This window comes from Shewanella inventionis, assembly GCF_014641855.1.
GTDB lineage: Bacteria > Pseudomonadota > Gammaproteobacteria > Enterobacterales > Shewanellaceae > Shewanella > Shewanella inventionis.
Genome location: NZ_BMII01000007.1, coordinates 50,344 through 73,565 on the forward strand (window position 1 = coordinate 50,344; position 23,222 = coordinate 73,565).

Annotated in this window: 16 protein-coding genes and 1 tRNA gene; 13 read left to right on the forward strand and 4 right to left on the reverse strand. The window is 40.0% G+C overall.

Going from position 1 to position 23,222, the window contains the following annotated elements:
* The first annotated feature begins 9 nt into the window (after window positions 1-9).
* Window positions 10-516 carry a hypothetical protein gene (locus IEW93_RS05430; RefSeq protein WP_188737744.1) on the forward strand — a complete coding sequence of 169 codons (507 nt, stop codon included), beginning with the start codon at window positions 10-12 and terminating at the stop codon, window positions 514-516.
* Between the two features lie 402 nt (window positions 517-918).
* Here IEW93_RS05430 and IEW93_RS05435 read toward each other — a convergent pair whose 3' ends face one another.
* Window positions 919-1,290: a ribonucleotide reductase subunit alpha gene (locus tag IEW93_RS05435; protein ID WP_188737745.1), complete on the reverse strand. Its 372-nt coding sequence runs from the start codon at window positions 1,288-1,290 to the stop codon at window positions 919-921.
* Between the two features lie 82 nt (window positions 1,291-1,372).
* Complete coding sequence (locus IEW93_RS05440; protein ID WP_188737747.1) at window positions 1,373-2,986, reverse strand: MFS transporter; 1,614 nt, start codon at window positions 2,984-2,986, stop codon at window positions 1,373-1,375.
* A 306-nt stretch (window positions 2,987-3,292) separates the two neighbouring features.
* Here IEW93_RS05440 and narL point away from each other — a divergent pair, with 306 nt between their 5' ends.
* Window positions 3,293-3,940: a two-component system response regulator NarL gene (gene narL / locus IEW93_RS05445; RefSeq protein ID WP_188737749.1), complete on the forward strand. Its 648-nt coding sequence runs from the start codon at window positions 3,293-3,295 to the stop codon at window positions 3,938-3,940.
* A 201-nt stretch (window positions 3,941-4,141) separates the two neighbouring features.
* On the opposite strand, the gene IEW93_RS05450 is transcribed toward narL, so the two are convergent.
* On the reverse strand, window positions 4,142-5,956 hold the full coding sequence (locus IEW93_RS05450; protein ID WP_188737751.1) for an ATP-binding protein: 1,815 nt from the start codon (window positions 5,954-5,956) through the stop codon (window positions 4,142-4,144).
* A gap of 288 nt (window positions 5,957-6,244) precedes the next feature.
* On the opposite strand from IEW93_RS05450, the gene IEW93_RS05455 reads away from it, so the two are divergent.
* The 8 genes from IEW93_RS05455 (at window position 6,245) to IEW93_RS05490 (ending at window position 18,780) form a co-directional block, all read left to right on the forward strand.
* Window positions 6,245-9,970, forward strand: coding sequence for a nitrate reductase subunit alpha (locus IEW93_RS05455; RefSeq protein WP_188737753.1), 3,726 nt, complete (start codon window positions 6,245-6,247; stop codon window positions 9,968-9,970).
* 15 nt (window positions 9,971-9,985) lie between these two features.
* Window positions 9,986-11,518: a nitrate reductase subunit beta gene (gene narH, locus IEW93_RS05460; RefSeq protein WP_167680243.1), complete on the forward strand. Its 1,533-nt coding sequence runs from the start codon at window positions 9,986-9,988 to the stop codon at window positions 11,516-11,518.
* Between the two features lie 10 nt (window positions 11,519-11,528).
* On the forward strand, window positions 11,529-12,242 hold the full coding sequence (gene narJ, locus IEW93_RS05465) for a nitrate reductase molybdenum cofactor assembly chaperone (protein ID WP_167680242.1): 714 nt from the start codon (window positions 11,529-11,531) through the stop codon (window positions 12,240-12,242).
* A 9-nt stretch (window positions 12,243-12,251) separates the two neighbouring features.
* The gene (narI, locus tag IEW93_RS05470) at window positions 12,252-12,935 is read left to right on the forward strand and encodes a respiratory nitrate reductase subunit gamma (protein ID WP_167680241.1); all 684 of its coding nucleotides are present in this window, start codon (window positions 12,252-12,254) and stop codon (window positions 12,933-12,935) included.
* 58 nt (window positions 12,936-12,993) lie between these two features.
* The gene (locus tag IEW93_RS05475; protein ID WP_188737755.1) at window positions 12,994-13,776 is read left to right on the forward strand and encodes a peptidylprolyl isomerase; all 783 of its coding nucleotides are present in this window, start codon (window positions 12,994-12,996) and stop codon (window positions 13,774-13,776) included.
* A gap of 72 nt (window positions 13,777-13,848) precedes the next feature.
* Window positions 13,849-15,024: an acyl-CoA dehydrogenase gene (locus IEW93_RS05480; RefSeq protein WP_188737757.1), complete on the forward strand. Its 1,176-nt coding sequence runs from the start codon at window positions 13,849-13,851 to the stop codon at window positions 15,022-15,024.
* A 400-nt stretch (window positions 15,025-15,424) separates the two neighbouring features.
* Entirely contained in the window at window positions 15,425-17,713 is a 2,289-nt protein-coding gene (locus IEW93_RS05485; protein ID WP_188737759.1) for a dehydrogenase E1 component subunit alpha/beta, read from the forward strand.
* Window positions 17,710-18,780, forward strand: coding sequence for an ACP S-malonyltransferase (locus IEW93_RS05490; protein WP_188737761.1), 1,071 nt, complete (start codon window positions 17,710-17,712; stop codon window positions 18,778-18,780). Before IEW93_RS05485 ends, IEW93_RS05490 begins: the two co-directional genes overlap by 4 nt.
* Before the next feature lie 695 nt (window positions 18,781-19,475).
* On the opposite strand, the gene IEW93_RS05495 is transcribed toward IEW93_RS05490, so the two are convergent.
* Window positions 19,476-19,583 (reverse strand) — tRNA-OTHER (locus IEW93_RS05495).
* A 290-nt stretch (window positions 19,584-19,873) separates the two neighbouring features.
* On the opposite strand from IEW93_RS05495, the gene IEW93_RS05500 reads away from it, so the two are divergent.
* The 3 genes from IEW93_RS05500 to IEW93_RS05510 form a co-directional block, all read left to right on the forward strand.
* Entirely contained in the window at window positions 19,874-20,452 is a 579-nt protein-coding gene (locus IEW93_RS05500) for a hypothetical protein (protein ID WP_188737763.1), read from the forward strand.
* 203 nt (window positions 20,453-20,655) lie between these two features.
* The gene (locus IEW93_RS05505) at window positions 20,656-22,986 is read left to right on the forward strand and encodes a hypothetical protein (RefSeq protein ID WP_229706617.1); all 2,331 of its coding nucleotides are present in this window, start codon (window positions 20,656-20,658) and stop codon (window positions 22,984-22,986) included.
* Window positions 22,956-23,222, forward strand: a 267-nt coding sequence (locus IEW93_RS05510; RefSeq protein ID WP_229706619.1) for a hypothetical protein, incomplete at its 3' end; no start/stop codon positions are given. The genes IEW93_RS05505 and IEW93_RS05510, both read left to right, overlap by 31 nt.

Here is a 23,222-nt window from a genome sequence, read left to right on the forward strand (position 1 = left end):
AGTACCGTAATGCATGGATTAGTGACTAATTATTTTTCTGCTACTCACGACAAACAACTGTTAATGATTTTTTATGCCAAATGCTTACTAACAACAAATATCGTCAAGGCACAACATGTCTTTAATCACGTAAAAAAGGACATATCATTTTACATTAATTGGGAAGAAAAAGTTTTATTGCCACTATTTGAAGATAGAAATAGTCCACTGTTTGAGACTTACCCAACGTATTCATTACAATTAGAGTTTCAACACTGCAGAATATTAATTGAACACATTAATAAAGAGTTTGAGCAAATACTCCTGTTAATTCAATCAAATTATGAAGGAGCTCAAATGAATGTGAAGCAACAGGTAACTGACTTAATCACTTTTTTTGATGAGTTAGAAAGTTTGTTGAAAGCGATCAATATAAAGAGTGAGAGTATTTTTTTTCCTACGATTGACGAAACTTTGAAGCAAGAAGATATAGCAGATTTATTTTTGACATTGGCACATTATGCCGCAGCAAAATAATGATAAAACCGATGGTATGAGTGTTCTGTGCAACATCTTTTAGTGATTAATCGGGGTGAACTTCTACAATCTGCCAGTAATTTATCATCAATGCAGGCTAGAGCGGGTTTATCTTTGCATATTTTTTATGTTGAGAGATAAAATGAGTGTTACTCAAGGCCTATCATTGCGGGCATAGTTGCCAACGTCGAGATTTCAGGGTTATAAACCATGTTAGTCTCAGCCCGGCAGGCAACGGCAATTTTCAGTTACTACCTACAACTTCACTTTTTTAGTCGGCTAATTAGCGCTAATTTGAGATTGCCTAACAGAAAATTATCCGACTAGATTATTGATTAGTTTAGATAAACCCGACCTAACATAAGGTGGGAATCCTTTAGTAAAAATGTCGATAAATACAGGTCAACTGCGCATCATTTGGATGACATTTTCTTTTCTGTCTAATACAACATACATAGCCGTATTTTCGCCATTTTCAATATCACTTGCCATTCGTTTTAACCCATTATCTAATGCTTCTTTGTCAACATCTGCCAGCATGCTAGTGACAAAAATAAATTCCCAATCAGTGTTTATATTATCTGCTTCATTACATAACTCAGTGAAAGTAGTGAGTTCAGTAGGGGATTTGTCAACACACATAACAGGCATCATATGGCCTTTATTTTCACCATTGTCCAATTGCTCATAATCCGCTTTAGCGAACAAAAATAACAATTTTACCGGTTCACCTTGATAGCCAGCCATGGTAATTAATTCTTTTAATGCACTCATATTAATACTCTTTATCTAGACAACTTTTGAATCGATATGGTTACAGGCTCACTATTGAAGTAAGCCTGGGGCAAACTATTATTTATGGATTGTAAAACTCTCCATCTTTACGAAGATAAAACCACCAATTAACAAGTAAACAAACGGCATAAAATATGGCAAAGCCAATTAGGGCTACATCAGGTGTACCTGCTTTTATTTGCTGGCCAAAAACCATAGGAATATAAAATGCGCCATAAGCAGCAACAGCCGAAGTCCAACCTAATACTGGACCCGCTTGTTCTTTTGGAAATACCATTGCTATCGTTCTAAAAGTAGAGCCATTACCAATTCCGGTAGCAGCGAACAGAACTAAAAAGATGATGAAGAACGGCATAAAAAACTCTTCTGGAGTTGCAGAATTATATGCCTGCTCCATGTAATAAGCAGCACCAAAGCTTGAAATCACCATTACTGCTGAGCACAATTGAGTAACAAAAGCTCCACCCAGTTTATCTGCAATCCAACCACCAACGGGGCGAATTAGGGCTCCAATAAATGGTGCCATCCAAGCATACATTAGTGCACTTGGACCATTAGGGTTAACTGTATCGTGTGTCATTTGACCATCAACCAGTACATGTTGAAAACCAAAAATCACTTTAATGGCTAATGGAAATGCAGCAGAGAAACCAATGAATGAACCAAATGTCATAGTGTAGATAACGCTCATAACCCAAGTATGTTTGTTATTAAAGATTTGGTATTGCTTTGATAGGCTATCACCTATTGCTCCTGGTAGCATTTTTAAACAAAATACCGTTGATGCCACGACTAACACTAAGACTAATTCTTTGGGGATACCCCATCCAGAGCCATTTGCCGCTTCGGGCAATATTAACCATAGGCCTGCTGCAGCAATCACTAAGCCTATGCTTAACATAACGCTAATCATAGCGATAGCGCTTAGTGGAGAACCAACATCAGGTGATACTTCTTTAGTTCGAATATTGTTCATACCAAACCAAGTCGCAAAAAATAGTGGCACTAATATGAGCAACCACAAGTAACCGCCATTCTGGATCCAAGTCTCTGAACCAGCAGGCACCTTACCAATCAAACTACCTGATGGACTGACTAACGTCACAGGATCGCCGCCAAATGCTCCAAAGACACCATAGGTCATAAATAATGGGATAAGTATTTGCATTGAAGTAACACCAAAGTTACCCAACCCTGCATTTAAGCCTAATGCTAACCCTTGTTGGCTTTTAGGGAAGAAGAAACTGATGTTAGACATCGAAGAAGCAAAGTTACCACCGCCAAAACCTGATAATAATGCTAGTAACTGGTATTGCCATAATGGTGTATCCGGGTTTTGTAGCGCGACCCCAGTAAAAAATGCCGGGATAATCAATAATGATGTTGTAAAAAAGATAGTGTTTCGACCACCACAAAAACGAATAAAAAAACTACTAGGAATTCGTAAGGTTGCCCCTGACAAACCAGCAATCGCTGTCAAAGTAAATAGTTCGTCAGAAGTAAAGTCAAAACCAGCATTCATCATTTGAACGGTCAGAATGCCCCAATAAAGCCAAACGGCAAAGCCACATAATAAGCTGGGTATAGAAATCCACAGATTTCTTCGAGCAATTGATTTGCCACTGGTTTGCCAGAACTGCTCATTTTCTGGTTCCCATTTGTTTAGATCTGTCATGATACTCATCCATTGGGTTAAATTTAGCATCACTATGGTGACAGACCGTCTTATAGACAATGCACATTCGTGGGTAATTTTATAGGTTAAATTACAGATTGGTGTACCTACCAGTAGGTATGCGTTTGCATTAATCTACTGTTAATTATAGTTTTTATTGTTAGTTGATTTTACTCCAGCTAAGTATTTAAGCTTCATACCGCCGTGAAAACATTCTGATCAGTTCATGATGTAAATCAATTTTTGTTTCGGGTATGTTACTTAATATGACCTGGGTTTTATTTTTATGCATTTAAGGGCTACAAAATGAACAAGGATATCGCGACGATTATTTTGATTGATGATCATCCACTTTTACGAAAGGGCCTGATACAACTCATTGCCTTAGAAGACGATTTAGAAGTTGTGGGGGAAGCCGATAACGGTACTAAAGGCATTGAATTGGCGAAGGAATTAGATCCTGATTTAATTATTTTAGACTTGAATATGCACGGACTTGATGGACTCGAAACGTTACGTATTATGCGTTCAGAAGGGGTAACCTCACGTATTATTATGTTAACTGTTTCTGACAATGATGAAGATGTTATTCAAGCGATCAGTTTTGGCGCAGATGGTTACTTACTTAAAGATATGGATCCTGTGTTAATCCTAGAAAAAATTAAACAAGCAGTGACAGGCAAGATGGTTATATCTGAAAAATTGGCCGCTATATTAGCTAAAGCTATCCGTAAGCCAGATGTATCACAAAAAGCGTTGATGTTAAATTCACTGACTAGTAGAGAATTTGAAATATTAAAGCTTATTGCAAAAGGCTTGACGAATAAATTAATTGCTCGAGATCTCGATATTACCGATGGCACTGTTAAAGTACATGTAAAACATTTATTAAAAAAATTAGGAATGCGCTCTCGTGTTGAAGCTGCCGTGTGGATGTTGCACCAACAAAAATAAATAAAAATATCTACTAATTATACGTTTAATTTTTTGCAATCGGTTGGTTTTACATAAGTTAATTAACAATCAAATGCTGAATTACGTTACTGTGTACAGTTAATGATGATATTTAATGAGTAATACATCATTAACTGTAACTTAAGTACAAATGTAAATCAGATCTACTCTATATCAAATCCTATAATTCAAAGATGCTATTTATTCCGCATCATTATTATTAGCTTTTACGCTGGTTTGCGATAACGTACTTTGTGGCATAAATGTTAGCTCCACTTCTGTACCGCCACCTAAACGGTCTCTTATTTTCAGTTCACCGTTTAATTGTTTTGATCGCTCTTGCATAATAGCCATGCCATAATGATTAAGTTTGGCAGACTGAGTGATACCAATACCATCATCGCTAACCGTCAATACTATCTTGTTATTTTCTGATTGTTTTATGTCTATCCAAACGTGTTTCCCCTGACTATGATGAACAGTGTTTTGACATGCTTCTCGTGCAATTTGCAATAAATGAATTTCTTCCATGGGTGACAAAGGAACTTGCTGAATAGCAAAATGTAAATAGAATTGCATTTCACTTTGCTCTGTCAGTAATTCCAATGTTTTGTTCAACGCAGGGTGTAAGCCCTCATCAAGTACTTTTAATCTGAATGTCGTGAGCAGTTCTCGTAATTGTCGATAGGCGGAGTCTAACCCTAATCGTAGCTCGTCAATAATCGGTTGCTGTTGCTCGTATTGCAGTCTTTTTTGACTAAAATCTAAACGCGTAACTTGAATCTTTAAATACGAAAGGGCTTGAGCTAACGAATCATGCAATTCTCTGGCAATCACAGTACGCTCTTGCAGAAGGGCTATACGTCTTTCTTTATTGTGTTGGTCCGCTAGATTAAGAGATAGAGCGACTTGATCTGCCACAGATTGAATTAACTGATTTTGCCAACTATGCGGGCTCATGGTTAAATCGTTTGTTACGACTAACACCCCATAGTTTATATCATTGTAGACTAGAGGGTACAGAGTATTTTGAGGTTCTGAAATATTTATAAATACTGCATCTCCATGGCATTTATTACAGTTTTTTGTCGTGCATAAGTGACTGGTTAATTGATGGTTTTGAACCTGTAAATAGGGATTATCCCCTTGGGCAGTCATCAAACACAGTTCAATATTATCAACGTTAATTAAATCGGCTAGTTCATCGAGTAGTTTTTGATAGTCAATTTTATGCTCTTGTTTTTCTAACATTGTCCTTACCGTGGTGAACAAAAACATCAACGCTTTATTATTTCTTTTTAGTTCTTGTGTTTGTTCAATGACTCTTTTTTCAAGCTGTCCATACATTGCCGCTATTGCATCGCAAGTATGGTTTAATGTAGCAGCAAGCAAGGCTAATTCGTCGTCTCCTTTTATTTGTACTCTCTGCGTAAAATCTCCTTTACCTATTGCATGTGCTGCCTTGGTGAGTTGTGCCATTGGTATTTGTACCCATAATTTCATCAAATATATAATTAACACACCTAATATTAGGGTAATAAATACGGCAACAAGTTGTATTGTTCTCAATAAAACAATTCTATGTTCGGCGTTTTTTTGCAAAAGGCTCACGATCTGGTTAGCTTTTTCTACCTGAGTAGCGAGAAGTTGTGTTAACTGAGGATTATTGGCAACAAGATTAGGTTTGACTTTTTGATACCAAAATACTGATAAATCTTGTAATACAGTTATCACATCCGGTGATTGTCTTAACTTGTTGAAGATTGGTGAATCTAATTTTGCTTCAAATAAGGATACTGTTTGTTTAGTTTCTTCTGTTAGCCCTGCATTGGTATAAAATCCTATCTGGTATGTTTGCATCCTGAGTGAACCACCAATATTGATAGCATATGCATCAATGTCGGCTTGTTCTGTTATCCAATAAGACGCAAACATCGTCATTATTGCAATAGCGATAATGCTGGTTAACGACAGGGTGATGTAAAGCATCACTGAACCCATAAAACGTTTTTTCATCTAATTACCCACAAAGAATTGATTACTCAATAATGTGACATATCAATAGCCACATTCGGTTACACAAGCCTGTATTGCCGCAAAAAAACACTATCCAGAATATACTCACAAGAGGGTATTTTCTTGTTCTGCATCACTTTTATTACTGATTTTGACGTGATCTGAGTCAAATTAAAGTCTGCTTTGTAATCATATATTACAGATTATCGCTGAGCATAATACAAACTTGTTTTGGCATAAGAAAAAAGAGTAACAGGCCAACTACCGAGTAGGTGAGGAGATGTAAACATGAGCCATTTCTTAAATAAAATGCGCTTCTTTAAGACAAATAAGCAATCGTTTTCCAATGAACATGGCGTGACTACTGATGAAAGTCGCGAGTGGGAAGATGGATATCGTCGTCGTTGGCAACATGATAAAATTGTACGTTCAACACACGGTGTAAACTGTACAGGTTCGTGTAGCTGGAAAATATATGTTAAAGATGGGTTAGTCACATGGGAAACACAACAAACTGACTATCCAAGAACTCGCCCAGATTTACCAAACCACGAGCCTAGAGGTTGTCCACGTGGTGCAAGTTACTCTTGGTACATCTATAGTGCCAATCGCTTAAAATACCCTAAAGTACGTCAAGCCTTATTAAAACTTTGGCGTGAAGCTAAAACTCAATTTAGCGATCCTGTTGATGCATGGGCTTCAATTGTTAATGACCCAATTAAGGCTAAAAGCTATAAAACGAAGCGCGGTTTAGGCGGTTTTATTCGTTCTGAATGGGATGAAGTAAACGAAATTATTGCAGCATCAAATATTTATACGGCTAAAGAATATGGTCCAGACCGTATTATGGGATTTTCTCCTATTCCGGCCATGAGTATGGTGAGTTACGCCGCAGGTTCTCGTTATCTATCGCTAATCGGTGGTAACTGTTTAAGTTTCTATGACTGGTATTGTGATTTACCACCGTCATCTCCTCAAGTATGGGGCGAACAAACAGACGTACCAGAATCGGCAGACTGGTATAACTCAAACTACATTATTGCTTGGGGGTCAAACGTACCTCAAACTCGTACACCTGACGCCCACTTCTTTACTGAAGTGCGTTACAAAGGCACTAAAACTGTCGTTATCACATCAGATTATTCTGAATGTTCTAAATTGTCTGACATTTGGTTATCACCAAAGCAGGGAACCGACGCTGCACTCGCGATGGCTTTTGGCCATGTCATTTTAAAAGAATTTCACATTGAAAAACCGAGTGAATATTTTGCTGACTATGTGCGCACTTATACCGATATGCCAATGTTGGTTAAGTTAGATAAAAATGACACTGGTTTAGTCCAAGGTGCCTTTTTACGTGCATCTGATTTAGCAGACAATCTTGGCCAAGATAACAACCCTGAATGGAAAACCATTGCAATAGATGAAAACACTGGAGAACTTATTTCTCCAACGGGTTCAATTGGTTACCGATGGGGTGAGAAGGGCAAATGGAACATTGAGCAACGTAACGGCAAAACAGGAGAAAAACATAAGTTTGCATTGAGCTTAAAGCAACAAGCTGACAGCGTAGCCGATGTACAGTTTCCTTATTTTGGCAGCAAAGCTCATGATTTAGGCTACTTTCAACACACTGAACATGATGAAATCCAAGTTCGCAAAGTCCCTGTTAAGAACGTTACGCTTAAAGATGGCACCAGCGTTTTAGTTGCCAGCGTATTTGATTTAATGATTGCGCACTACGGTGTTGATAATGGTCTTGGCGACGAAAATACTGCTAAATCTTATTTAGATAATGTGCCTTATACACCTGGTTGGCAGCAACAAATCACCGGCGTTGATCCTGAAAATGTCATTCAAGTTGCCCGTGAGTTTGCAGATAATGCACATAAAACCAAAGGCCGCAGCATGGTTATTGTGGGTGCCGGCTTAAACCATTGGTACAACATGGATATGAACTACCGTGGTTTAATCAACATGCTCATGATGTGTGGCTGTGTTGGTCAATCAGGTGGCGGTTGGGCGCATTATGTTGGCCAAGAAAAGTTACGCCCTCAGTGCGGTTGGGTACCATTAGCTTTCGGTTCAGATTGGCAAAAACCACCACGTCAAATGAACGGAACTTCGTTTTTCTATAACCATTCTGATCAATGGCGTTATGAAAAACTCGAAATGACCGAAGTGTTGTCGCCTCTGGCAGATAAGACTAAGTGGACAGCATCAGTACTTGACTACAACACACGTGCTGAACGCATGGGGTGGTTGCCTTCAGCGCCACAATTTAATAAAAACCCACTTGATTTATGTAAAGAAGCGGTTAAAGCGGGTATGTCACCTAAAGATTATACTGTGCAGCAGTTAACTTCAGGTGAAATGCAATTTGCGAGTTTAGATCCTGATAATCCTAAAAACTACCCACACAACATGTTTATTTGGCGTTCAAACCTACTGGGATCTTCAGGTAAAGGCCATGAATACATGTTGCGCCACCTCCTTGGTACTAAGCATGGCCTACAAGGTAAAGACTTAGGCGAAAGTGGTGATAAAAAACCAGAAGATGTGATTTGGCATGATAAAGCACCTGAAGGCAAAGTAGATTTATGGGTGACATTGGATTTCCGTATGTCTACAACTTGCTTGTATTCAGACATCGTTTTACCTACCGCGACTTGGTATGAAAAAGACGATATGAATACATCAGATATGCATCCATTTATTCACCCATTATCTAAGGCGGTTGATCCTGTTTGGGAATCTCGTTCAGATTGGGACATTTTTAAAGGTATCGCTAAAACATTCTCTAACCTTTGTGTAGGGCATTTAGGTGTGGAGCAAGACCTTGTTTCAGTGCCTTTAATGCACGATACACCTGCTGAATTAGCTCAACCAGATGGCGTTAAAATGTGGTGGAAAGGTGAATGTGACCTTATTCCGGGTAAAACAGCGCCAAACTTTATGGTTGTAGAGCGTGATTATCCTAATACCTATAACCGATTTACCTCTCTTGGTCCTTTATTGGAAAGCCAAGGTAATGGAGGTAAAGGCATTAACTGGAATACCGAAAAAGAAGTGGCATTCCTTGGTGAGCTCAACTATCTGCACACTACTGAAGGCCCTCAAAAAGGTAGACCAAAAATTGAATCGTCTATTGATGCTGCCGAAGTCATCTTGAGCTTGGCACCAGAAACAAATGGTCAAGTAGCGGTTAAAGCGTGGGCTGCATTAAGTGAGTTTACAGGTCTTGACCATAGCCACTTAGCCAAACCTAAAGAAGAAGAGAAAATTCGCTTCCGGGATATCCAAGCGCAACCACGTAAAATTATTAGCTCGCCAACTTGGTCTGGGTTAGAAGACGAGCATGTGTCTTACAACGCTGGCTATACAAACGTTCATGAGTTTATACCTTGGCGCACAGTAACGGGTCGCCAACAGTTCTATCAAGATCATCAATGGATGCGCGATTTTGGCGAGACATTAGTGAGTTACAAACCACCTGTTAACTTAAAAACGACTCAACCTATTATAGGCAAAAAACCAAATGGTAATAAAGAGTTGGTGTTGAACTGGATCACTCCGCATCAAAAATGGGGTATTCATTCAACCTATTCAGACAACCTACTCATGCTTACGTTAAGTCGTGGTGGTCCGATTGTGTGGTTAAGCGAAATCGACGCCAAAGATGCAGGCATTAAAGATAACGATTGGATTGAAGTCTTTAACGTAAACGGTGCAATAGCGTGTCGTGCGGTTGTATCACAACGTGTACCACAAGGGATGAGCATGATGTATCACGCTCAAGAGCGAATTGTTAACACCCCAGGTGCTGAAACAACAAGAACTCGTGGTGGTATCCATAACTCAGTCACTCGAGCTGTGATGAAACCAACCCATATGATCGGTGGTTATGCACAGCAATCATACGGTTTTAACTATTACGGTACCGTAGGTTGTAACCGAGATGAGTTCGTGATTGTTCGTAAAATGGACAATGTTGACTGGTTAGACGTAGAGTAAGTCGAGGATAAAAATATGAAAGTACGTGCTCAAATTGGCATGGTGTTAAACCTAGATAAATGTATCGGCTGCCACACTTGCTCTATTACTTGTAAAAACGTTTGGACTAGCCGCGAGGGTGTGGAATATGCCTGGTTCAATAACGTAGAAACCAAACCGGGTATTGGTTATCCAAAAGAATGGGAAAACCAAGATAAATATAATGGTGGATGGAAGCGCAATAAAAATGGCTCTTTAGAGCCTCGTCAAGGTAATCGCCGTAGATTATTAGCTAATATTTTTGCTAATCCAGATTTACCTGAAATTGATGATTATTACGAACCATTCGATTTTGATTATCAACATTTACACAATGCACCAGATAGCAAGCATCAGCCAGTGGCTCGTCCTCGTTCGTTGATTACCGGTCAACGTATGGAGAAAATTAACTGGGGGCCAAACTGGGAAGAAATTCTTGGTACAGAGTTCTCTGAGCGTAAAAAAGATAAAAACTTTGATGAAGTTGTGCAAAAAGACATCTATGGCCAGTTTGAAAAAACATTCATGATGTATTTGCCACGCTTATGCGAACATTGCATCAACCCTGCTTGTGTTGCGAGTTGTCCATCGGGCGCTATCTATAAGCGTGAAGAAGATGGCATTGTGCTGATTGACCAAGACAAGTGTCGTGGCTGGCGTATGTGTGTATCGGGTTGTCCATACAAAAAGATCTATTACAACTGGAAATCAGGTAAATCAGAGAAATGTATTTTCTGTTTCCCACGTATCGAAGCTGGGCAACCAACAGTATGTGCAGAAACCTGTGTGGGCCGAATTCGCTATCTAGGCGTGCTTTTATATGATGCTGACAGAGTCGAAGAAGTCGCAAGCGTACCTAATGAGCATGACTTGTATCCCGCTCAATTAAGTATGTTCCTTGACCCAAGTGACCCAGAAGTTATTGCAGCTGCTAGAGCGGAAGGGATCCCTGATAGTTGGTTAGAGTCAGCTCGTCAGTCACCAGTATACAAAATGGCTGTTGACTGGAAAGTGGCACTACCATTACACCCTGAATATCGCACTTTACCAATGGTGTGGTATGTGCCGCCTCTATCACCAATACAAACTGCCGTAAAAGCAGGTCATATTGGCATGAATGGTGTTATTCCTGATTTGAAATCTCAGCGAATTCCAATGCGCTATTTGGCTAACTTATTAACAGCGGGTGACGAACGCCCTGTTATTCATGCGCTTGAAAGAATGATTGCAATGCGCGCCTTTAAACGTGCTCAGCAAGTTGAGGGTGTTGAAGATTTAGCCGTGCTTAAGCAAGTTGGTTTAACGGTAAACCAAGTTGAAGAAATGTATCGCTATATGGCGATTGCAAATTACGAGGATCGCTTCGTCATTCCAACTAGCCATAAAGCCTATGCTGCCAATGCTTATGACATGAAGAGCGGCTGTGGATTTAGCTTTGGTAACGGTTGTAGTGACGGTGGAAATAGCGTGAATTTGTTTGGTAACAAAAAGCAAACTGTTCGCCAGATTATCCCTGTTGAGATCAAATAAGGAGTAAAACATGCAAGTATTGAGTGTGATATCTCATCTGCTGGATTACCCCAAGCAGGAGATGATTGATGCGTGTGATGAACTCATTGAAGTGGTACAAAATAGTCCATTGAATGAGCAACATCAAGCAGCTGTAGTCGGCTTTATTGAACACCGTTTTGCAGGTGATTTAATGGACTGGCAAGCAGAGTATGATGGCCTATTTGAGCGTGGTCGTGCTCTTGGTTTGTGGTTATTTGAACACTTGCACGGCGAAAGCCGGGATCGTGGTCAAGCGATGGTTGATTTGGTTAGCCAATACAAACAAGCAGGATTAGAACTCGATAAAAAAGAATTGCCGGATTATATCCCACTATTTCTTGAGTTTTTATCAAGCCAAGGTGATGAAAATGCTAGGGCGGGAATACAAGAAGTAGAGCATATTCTTGCACTTCTATTTTGTCGCCTAGAGAAACGTCAGAGTGATTACGCGGTGTTGCTTGATGCGTTACTTCATATAGCGCAAAACCAGGTCGACTTGGCTCCAATTCGAGCCCAACTCGTTAATGAAAAGCGTGATGATACTAAGCAGGCGATTGATAAAGAATGGGAAGAAGAAGCGGTTACCTTTGGTGCCCCTGATGCAGAAAACTGCCCAAGCTCTGTTAATCGTCCGAGTGAAAGTCAACGCAAAGATCAGTTTGTGCCAGTCACCTGGACTGGTTTTGATAAACGTGCCAGTTAGGAGTAAACCATGAGTTATTTAAACACGCTGTTTTTTGGCATTTACCCTTATATTGCCTTCGCTATTTTTATTGTAGGCTCTATCGTACGTTACGATAGAGAGCAGTATACGTGGAAAACAGGTTCAAGCCAGCTACTTGAAAGTAAAGACCTTAAAAGAGGAAGTCGAGCTTTTCATATTGGAATTATCGCGATTTTACTTGGTCACTTTGTTGGTTTGCTTACTCCAGCGGAGGTATGGCACTTGTTTGGCATTGAAGCCAGTGACAAACAATTAATCGCGATAACGGCTGGTGGAATATTTGGTTTAATTTGTTTATATGGATTAACCATTTTAATCAAACGTCGCTTAAACAACCCGAGAATAAAAGCAACAAGCAGTAACATGGACATTGCCATTTTGATGGTGCTCTATGTCCAGCTTGTACTCGGATTAATAACTATCATAGTGTCATTGGGGCATCTTGATGGTTCAGAAATGTTATTGCTGATGAGCTGGGCTCAAAATGTGGTGACATTTGATATTTCTGAAGCGACAGCATCGATTGCCGATGTGAATATTATCTTCAAACTGCATATATTTCTTGGTATGAGTTTGTTTGTATTATTTCCGTTTAGTCGTCTAGTTCACATTGCCAGTGTTCCAGTTCAATACTTAAGCAGAAACTACCAAGTTGTTCGTGTGAAACGTTAATGATAGTGATGCCCTGGGCTTAGCTCAGGGCATTTTTCATCTCCATTGAGGGTACCTTATGATAAGCGTTAATCAAGAGTCTATCTCTGAACAAGCCGTATTGAATGAAATGCAATACCATCCAGCAGACAATCATAGAGCCGCTATGGTAAGTGCTGCTCAAAGTTTAATTATTGGTAAATTGCTATTACAACGTGCAGACGAACTCAATTTGACCAATAACATTGATGCAACAACATTTGCAGATGAAAAAACTTACCAAGATGCCGTTTTAGAGCAACTTATTAATCAAGATATTAAAATACCACAAGCCACATCGGCAGAGTGCCAACAGTATTACCAAGCCAATTTATCAAAATTTACGACATCACCATTAGTGGCCGCAAGACACATTTTATTGCCTGCTCCAGTAGAAGATATCAATGCAAGATTAGAGGCTAAAGCATTAGCTGACGAGATTATTAAGCAACTAAAACAGGGTGAAAGCTTCAGCGTTTTAGCTTCAGCACATTCTAAATGCGACTCTTCGAAGCATGGAGGTGTATTGGGGCAATTGAGTAAAGGTCAAACCGTTGCAGAATTTGAACGACAAGTTTTTGCTGCAAGTGAAGGGTTAATGACTCATGCAGTAGAATCACGTTATGGATACCATGTGGTATTTATTGACATGAAAATTGCCGGTAATCAATTACCTTATGATTTAGTTAAGCAACGTATCACGACTTATTTAAATGAAAAAGTAAAACGTAAAGCAATAGCACAATACATTAGACACCTAATAAGCCAGGCTAATATTGATGGATTTGAATTTGATATTGATGCCAGTCCATTAATGCAATAGTTACAGTAGTTAAACAATTAGAGAAGTTAAACACTGTCTTTGTAGATAAAACAATAAAAATAAGGGGAACCCATGTCTCGTGTAATATTTGATTGGAAAGATCCATTGCAGTTCGATAGTTTGTTAACTGGCGAAGAACGCATGATCCGAGATATGACTCATGAATTCGCACAAGAAAAATTAATGACTCGAGTATTAATGGCGAATCGAAAAGAACATTTTGATCGCGAGATCATGAATGAACTTGGTGCACTTGGTTTATTAGGTTCAACGTTGCCGGAGCAATACGGCGGCTCAGACGCTAATTATGTGAGTTATGGATTAGTTGCCCGTGAAATCGAACGCGTCGACAGTGGATACCGTTCAGCCATGAGCGTGCAGTCATCTTTAGTGATGCATCCGATTTATGCCTATGGCAGCGAAGCACAGCGGATGAAATATTTGCCAAAATTAGCCAGTGGTGAATGGGTTGGATGCTTTGGATTAACAGAGCCAGATGTTGGCTCAGACCCTGGTGGCATGAAAACGCGAGCGACTAAAACCCAAGGGGGTTATGTCCTAACTGGCGCTAAAATGTGGATCACCAACTCACCTATTGCTGATGTGTTTGTGGTGTGGGCCAAACTAGACGGCGAGATCCGAGGATTCATACTAGAAAAAGGCATGAAAGGATTAAGTGCCCCAAAAATTGAAGGTAAATTTTCCCTGCGTGCTTCTATCACTGGTGAGATAGTGATGGATAACGTTGAAGTGGGTGAAGATGCATTGCTGCCTAATGTGTCTGGCTTAAAAGGGCCTTTTGGTTGCCTTAATAAAGCCAGATACGGTATCGCTTGGGGTGCATTGGGTGCAGCAGAGTTTTGTTGGCACGCGGCGCGTCAATACAGCCTAGATAGAATTCAATTTAATCGCCCATTAGCGGCAACTCAGCTTATCCAAAAAAAGCTTGCTGATATGCAAACAGATATCACCATGGGGTTATTTGCTTGCTTACAAGTGGGTCGGTTGATGGATAACGATACCTTGCCCGTTGAAGCTATTTCGATGATCAAGCGTAATTCCTGTGGTAAGGCGTTAGACATAGCCCGCATGGCTCGTGATATGCACGGTGGCAATGGCATTAGCGATGAGTTTCATGTTATCCGCCATGTCATGAACCTAGAAGCCGTCAATACCTACGAAGGCACTCATGATATTCATGCGCTGATTTTAGGTCGTGCGCAAACGGGCATTCAAGCCTTTGGCTAACCCGAGGCTATGCTAAGTAGATTGTGATCTGAATATTAACTTAGTTTCAAATGGGTAATGACTGACGCGTATCTCATATTCGTCAGTCAGTGAGCCGCAAAGGCTTCAATCTATGTGTCAGGCCAACATGTACATAAGACCAACATATGCACAGGTCAACGTATGAAGAGGTCAATTAAATAGCAGTTCTATTTTAAGCATCACGCTAAGTATCAGAACTAGAGTCACTAAAAAATCAAATCAAGTAAGACTTAGCCAAATTCAAAGTTGCAATGCCCTTTGGGTTTTCTCATAGGGTGAATTTTTGCGAGCTAAAATTGTTAATTCAGCCCAAGTAATAACTTGAATTAGCTGTGGTTGAGCCAATGTGTGATACAGCAAATTATGTAGGATTACAGCTATGGAAGATAGGGCAATAGCATTAGAGCAGCAGTTTATTGAGCGCGTATTAGCTGAAGATTTTGAAGATATAGGCGAAGGCTGGGATCACGCCAACTTGGAGTTAAGTGATGCTGATTTTCTTGGGTTATTTGAATCACAACTTAAAAGTCGTTTACTGGATTTAGAGTCGCGCCGCATGCGTGCTCGTAATCAAGGTTTTTATACTATTGGTAGCTCAGGACACGAAGGTAATGCGGCCTATGCATTAGCAACGCGGCCTACAGATATGGCGTTTCTGCATTATCGCAGCGCCGCTTTCATGATAGAGCGTGGCAGGCGAGTTGCTGGTGAAACCCAGCTTTGGGACATGTTGCTGTCTTTTTCAGCCTCAAGCGACGATCCCATTTCTGGTGGGCGTCATAAAGTGCTGGGCAGTAAACGCTTATTTATTCCTCCGCAAACTTCAACTATTGCATCGCATTTACCAAAGGCTATTGGTGCTGCATTTAGTATTCCACTTACCTCGCGATTATCGGTTGCCGCTAATATGCCCGCAGACAGTATCGTCGTGTGTAATTTTGGTGATGCATCATCGAATCATGCCAGTGCTCAAACCGCAATCAATGCTGCATGTTGGACAGCGTACCAGCAAATTCCGTTGCCAATAATGTTTGTGTGCGAAGACAACGGTATTGGTATTTCAACTCGTACTCCCAAAGGCTGGATAACAGCCAATTTTAGCCAGCGTGCAGGGCTTAAATATTTTCATTGCGACGGCCGTGATGTATTGGATACCTATCGAGTCAGTAAGCTTGCGGCAGACTATGTCCGTAAACATAAAAAACCAGTGTTTTTACATGTGCGCACAGTGCGGTTAATGGGCCATGCAGGCAGTGACGCCGAAATAGCCTATTTAAGTAAAGACTATATTTTACAAAATGAAGCCCAGGATCCTTTACTGGTTACGGCGCAACAAATAATTAAAGCCAAACTGTTAACCTCAGATCAAGTGATTGAATTATATCAAGAGCTTAAAGCAAGGATAAGTGCGATTGCTATGCAAGTGGTCAACAGGCCAAAATTGCAATCGGCCGCACAAGTCATGGCCAGTATTATTCCTCCCAAAATAGTGAAATCAACGTTAGCCGAATCAAAGCCATTCACTGAAGATGCGTTCAATCAATTAATGAGCGCCGATAAACTATCGTTAGATAAGCCAGTGCACATGGGTAAACTCATTAATCTCACCTTAACTGAGCTGATGGGTCGTAACGACAATATTGTGGTCTGCGGTGAAGATGTGGGTAAAAAAGGTGGGGTATATCATGTTACTTCTCGCTTAGTTGAACGCTTTGGTCCTAATCGTGTGATCAACACCTTGCTAGATGAAACCGCTATTTTAGGCTTGGCAATCGGCATGGCACACAACGGTATTTTGCCGATCCCAGAGATCCAATTTCTGGCATACGTACATAATGCAGAAGATCAAATTCGCGGTGAAGCTGCAACGTTATCGTTTTTCTCTAATGGTCAATTCACTAATCCCATGGTCATTCGCATCGCTGGACTTGGTTATCAAAAAGGCTTCGGTGGTCATTTTCATAATGACAATTCATTTACCGTATTTCGGGATATTCCGGGGCTTATTTTGGCATGTCCATCTAATGGTGAAGACGCGATGGCTATGCTCCGCGAATGTGTGCGTTTAGCTCAGGAAGAGCAACGTGTCGTAGTATTTCTTGAGCCTATAGCCCTTTACATGACCCGTGATTTACACGAGGTAGGTGATAATTTATGGGCTGGGCAATATGTGCCACAAGCCAAAGCTTTGCCACTTGTCTATGGTGAATTAGGACTGTTTGGCGAGGGTAAAGACCTCTGCATTATTAGTTATGGCAATGGGTATTATTTAAGTCGCCAAGCAGAAAAAATATTGGCCGAGCAGGGTATTGCCGTCACGGTTATCGACCTACGTTACCTCGCGCCACTCAATGAAACCGCTATAGCCGAAAAAGCCCGCCATTGCCGTCATATATTAATCGTGGATGAGTGCCGTCGAAGTGGTTCGGTGAGCGAAGCGATTATAACCAGCCTGCATGAACAACTTGGTTCGTTATGCCCTGAAGTGGCAAGAATAACCGCCGAGGATTGTTATATTCCGCTAGCTGATGCTGCAACCCTGCCGTTACCCATGCGAGATACCATAGTTGACGCGGCTTTAGCCTTAGTTAAAAACAATCCTGTTGATCAATCAGCTAATCAAGCCCTAGATAACAGTCTGGTGCAACAGCAGGAGATACCTGCATGAACCCAAATCAAATAAATGGTCAAAAACCTAAACAAAGAATACTGGTGGTTGCCCCAGGCCGAGGTTGCTATAACAAAGACGAACTTGGTTATTTACAGCGAAATCATGCTGATAAACAGGACTTTATTGCACATATCGATGCTTATCGACGTAAGCAAAACCAAATGAGCATAGCTGAACTTGATAGTGAAACAAAATACTCATTCAAACAGCATACTTCCGGCGAAAATGCCTCCGCGCTAATTTATGCGTGTTCAATGAGTGACTTTATCGACATTGACCGCGAACAATTTGACATTGTTGCTGTAACAGGTAATTCGATGGGGTGGTATATCGCCTTAGCGTTGGCGGGGGCTTTAGATCTCGATGGCGCTATTCAAGTCATTAATACTATGGGCTTTATGATGGTCAATGGCTTAATTGGCGGGCAGCTTATCTATCCTGAAATGGACGAGCAATGGCGGCTAGACTGCGCAAAAACTCAGCTTATCGATAACCTGATGGAGCAAATTAACAATGAGGAGGGGTGTCATCTTTATACATCAATTTACCTTGGCGGTTATCGAGTATTAGCGGGTAACGAAGCCGGACTTAAACGCGCTGAATCGTTATTCCCAAACATTGACGATAGATACCCAATGCGCCTATATAACCACGGTGCATTTCATTCTCCTTTAATGGCGGATATTTCAGCGCGAGGTAAGGCTGCATTAACTGCCGAGTTATTTCAGCAACCCAAAATCCCGATGATCGATGGCGAAGGACGTATTTGGACACAATACAGCACAGATACTAATAAATTACATGAATACACCCTAGGGCATCAGGTATTAGCGCCTTATGATTTCACTAAAGCAATAGAGGTTGGCATAAAAGAGTTTGCTCCAGACAAAGTCATCGTACTAGGCCCTGGCAATACCTTAGGCGGGCCAACGGCTCAGTCAATTATAAATACACAAGGTTATGGTTGGACCAATAAAACGGACTTTATCAATACACAAGAAAAAACTCCAAAACTATTAGCAATGGGACATCAGGTACAAAGAAAGTTCGTTAGTCATGGCTAACGTAACGTTAATTTTTAGTATATGAAAAGTCTTAGCTGATAAATTGATTAAGTATTCGTATAGGATTGCCTATCGCTTAACTAATTGAAAATATGAGGAGAGTTGTGATGATTAAATATAGTTTGACCCTAGGCTTTATATTTTTTACCTTGCTCTTGTATTACTGTGATTCGAGAGTAAACGACAGCAAGGATGATGAAAACAGTGAAAATGAAGAAGAATAAATAATATGAAGTAAATTAACCAGGGTGAATGCATGGGCGCTTAAATTTCAAGCAATCTAGGTAGTGGTGCCAACTTGTTTGGCACGAAATTGGCACAAAATCATAAAAACACAATTTTTTGAGGTTAAAGTAACAAATTTTGATTGCGTGATTAACGCATCACTAAGCGGTTAACAGGGAGAGGGGGTATTTAAATATATTTGAAAAACTCAGGATTTAGGGGCAAAAAAGTTTCTTCAGGCACAGAGTTAAAGAATTGAAATTTAGTTAAGGTATTGTATTAAATACAAGAATGGTACACCCGAGTGGACTGTTTTCTACATCGAGAATACCGACCCCTACCGCCGCCGTTAACAAAGTGAGGGTAGTGCGCTGCTTTACTCTTTTAATTTTAGACATCAGTGAATTATAGGCATAAAAAACCAACTTTAGTTGGCCAGTTATTCTTCACATCATATATCTATAGAGAAATGGTACACCCGAGTGGATTGCTTTCTACATCGAGAATACCGACACCTACCACAGCTTTTCAAATCAGTAGGTAGTGCTACTCTTTTTTACCAGCTGAGCTACGGGTGTATTGTATGAATTTGACTAATTATACTCTGTCAGAAGAGTGGTACACCCGAGTGGACTCGAACCACCGACCCCTACCATGTCAAGACGTGTTATATTTAATTTTAGTAAATCTCTCCAAACTCTACATTTCAGCTGTATCCCTTTATTTATCAGGTTTTAGTATCGTAATCAGTATCTCATTTTCGATAATTTAAGCGAATATTCGCAATATTTTTGCTTGAAGTGGGCACGATTTAGGCACAATATGAAAATGTCGAAATTGACCACTATTTTGTCGTTTAGGGGGAGTGATGAACGTACATGCTGAGCATTTCAATAAGAGTTTAGATAAGTTGCTAGTCGACGTTAAACTCGAGATGGTTGCATTTAATCAAATTCAACTTGAGCGTTCGCTTAAAACCTTCTGTGAATCGTTTAACCTTCTTAGCACTCTAAAACCAAGTTCAGATGATAGCGTCGAATCCCCCGCATCAATATTGCTCGACTCATATCAAGCACCCTTGTTAGCAAGTAAAACTGAGGCTGGTTATTATCGTTTAATTTCTGGATTATTGACCTATCAAAAGCTATGTAAAATATATGCTGGTGATGCCAAAGCTCTAGTACCTTGTATTGTGTTACCTCGGCGCCCTAATAAAGACACACTCCATTTATTAATGCTCAATGATATTGTTAGGCCGTTATTAAAACAGTTTGTTAATGTCACAGGAGATTCAATCACTCAATCTTTATCTGCATGGTTTGTCACTGATGAACAACCATCAGTTTTTAACTCCCCACAATGGCAGTCGCTGTTTCCAATGATAAAAACCAAAACACAATTGTGTGAGTGGTTACATGTCAGCACTAAAACGGTCAGATTAAAATGACAAGTATCAAGCAACATTTAATAGAGCATATATGTCGATATTGCGAACTCAAAAAGCCGCACATTGGTAAAGATGAGGTCAGTGAAGATTTAGATGATTTTGTTGATCGTATTTTTGCCCCTGAATCACTAGGAGGGCTTAAACAAGTTATTAGATTGATCGCCCGTGTTAGAAATATATCCTTTCACTCAGCACAATCGATAATGAAAGAGTTAAATTTAGCAACCTATATTTTTGATGCATTACACAAGTATAGTTTTGATATCGAGGACCGTTATATCAGCAATGAATATCATCGGACCAAGTATCAAAAAGGGTGGTGCAGTGAATATCCCTTTTATGTTGTATTGCTTAAATCTTATGAGTACAACCTGACGATAAAATCATGCGAATTATTTGCTACATTCATCAAGCACTATTACTCAGTGTTAGATACCCTCAGAGACAAAGACTTAGCCAGGGAATCTTCAACTAGGGAAGAAGATGCCTGTTCTAATTTCAGGCTTTTCATGAGAACCAATGTTGCTGAACTGAATTTTGTACGCGAGACAATTCCCAATACAACAGGTGATTCACCAGCGGCCATTGCCCACCAATTAGATCAATATCTTACTAGTAAAGAAACATGGCCATATCTACCACATAAAAATTATCTTCGAACACTTTGTCATTTCTTTTCCAATGATTGGAAACCTGCAAAACATATCACTCGAAGAAGACCTGCAATTGATAGAGTACCTAAACGTTATGCAGATCCCATTGCGATCCCGATTGTCGGCGCCCATGATGACATATTTGCATTGCTCCCTGACGAACCTTTAATACCTAATAGTGAAGGTTTAAATGATGATGACCAGTATGCTGCTCAGACATTTGTCATTAATAACCGTGACGTAGATACTAAACGTGATAAAACAGAACTACTCGACACAGCTATTCCTTTCAATAAGCACGTACAAAATAGAACTGCTATAGATGTCACCGCAAGTGTTCGTCGCTCTCATAATATGGGCATACAAAATACACAATTATTAATGCCTGAAGAGCTTAACTTCCTCATTGAAAAATTAATCCTGATGGGGCATCGACCAGCCAACCGCGAAATGACGATAGTAATATGGCTAATGTTGCTATTGAGTAAATCTGTAGAAGAAATACAAAGCTTAGTCGTATTTACAGATTTATCTAGAAAACAGCAGGGTTTGTATATTGATGAACTTGGGCAAGGGTGGTGGTTCTTCTATGTAAGCCATTCAGCAAAAGCTAAGCTGGATAACGAAGGGCTAAGAGAAGTTAAAGAGGAGGTTTTTACGCCATGCCCAGAGTTTTTACAAAAGCTCATAGTTTCAAATAGGGGAGCTCAGTTAACCGGCCCCATCCTTAATGAAAAAGATTCAAAAATAATTACGAGTACAGTCGTGCGAAAGCTAAAAAAGCTATCCGATCGACATGCTTCAGGCCGCGTAAGTGTCCGACGATTGGTTAACTTTGTTAGTTATTATCTTAATTCAACTGATGTTATTGATCCTATTTTTATCGACTATAGCTATGCAGTGCATATGTACACGACTCGTGTTGCGAGAAGTTACGCGAATGTCAGGGATCATTTTAGAACCGAGCAACTCTCTAAATTATGGCAAAATGTTGAACAAGATATTCAGCTGTTCACGGGCAAACCACTACCGGTTTCATTATTTGAGCTTCGACATTTTGATCAAACAAATCCCTTCTTGGGGTCATCATTCACACCGACAAATGATGCCATAGCAACCTTAATTAACTCGTTAACAAAGCGAGTGTCGGCGTCTATACCTGGTTTTCAACATCGATTGCTAGATATGATTGAATATCATAATGCATTTACCGCTTATACAGCTTGGATGTTGCTATTTGGAACGGGCTATAGAGCGGCTTGGAATCCGTTACCAACATTTGCCTTATTTTTACCGTCATTAAATTTAATGGGGATAAGTGACAAAGACGATTCTGACTTTAGTCATTCTCGTATTGTCGCAGTGCCCAATATTTTAGTATCTCAATTGAACGAATATAAACGTCACTTAGGGTGTTTACGTTCATTGTTGCGCGTGTTACTGCCAAAGATGTGCAGTACGATTGACAACATAGTTGACGTTCAGCAACACGTGTTGAGCTTTAATCATACTCAGGCAACACAATGGTACAAAGTCATCCGAAATTCACGTAAAGAACAAGGTCCTTTCTTTTTTTTAAATAGACAAGGCAATAGTGTAGTAGCGACAAACTTATCACCTTCAGAGCTTGTAAACTATTGTAAAAATGAATTACAACTGCCTGCTAATGCTGGACGACATTGGTTAAAATCCCACTTATTAAAGAAAAACATTTGCCCTGAGTTAATCAATTTCCAAATGGGTCATTGGCAAGCTGGAGAAGTGCCATTAGGTGATTATTCAGCTTTAAGTCATGTTGAAGCCATCAATGAAATAGTCCCTGTGCTTGATGAGTTATTTGAGGAGGTCGGATGGAAATCATTAAAGTCCGTCATTTCATAAAAAACCTCTACGAAAGTGGAAAATTTCACCCTTTATATCGAGAGGTTTTTGATGCATATGTAAAAAAAGATGAATTTGAAGACGATACTCAAAGCAAAGCTGAAGATGATACTCAAAGCAAAGCTGAAGATGATACTCAAAGCAAAGCTGAAGATGATACTCAAAGCAAAGCTGAAGATGATACTCAAAGCAAAGCTGAAGATGATACTCAAAGCAAAGCTGAAGATGATACTCAA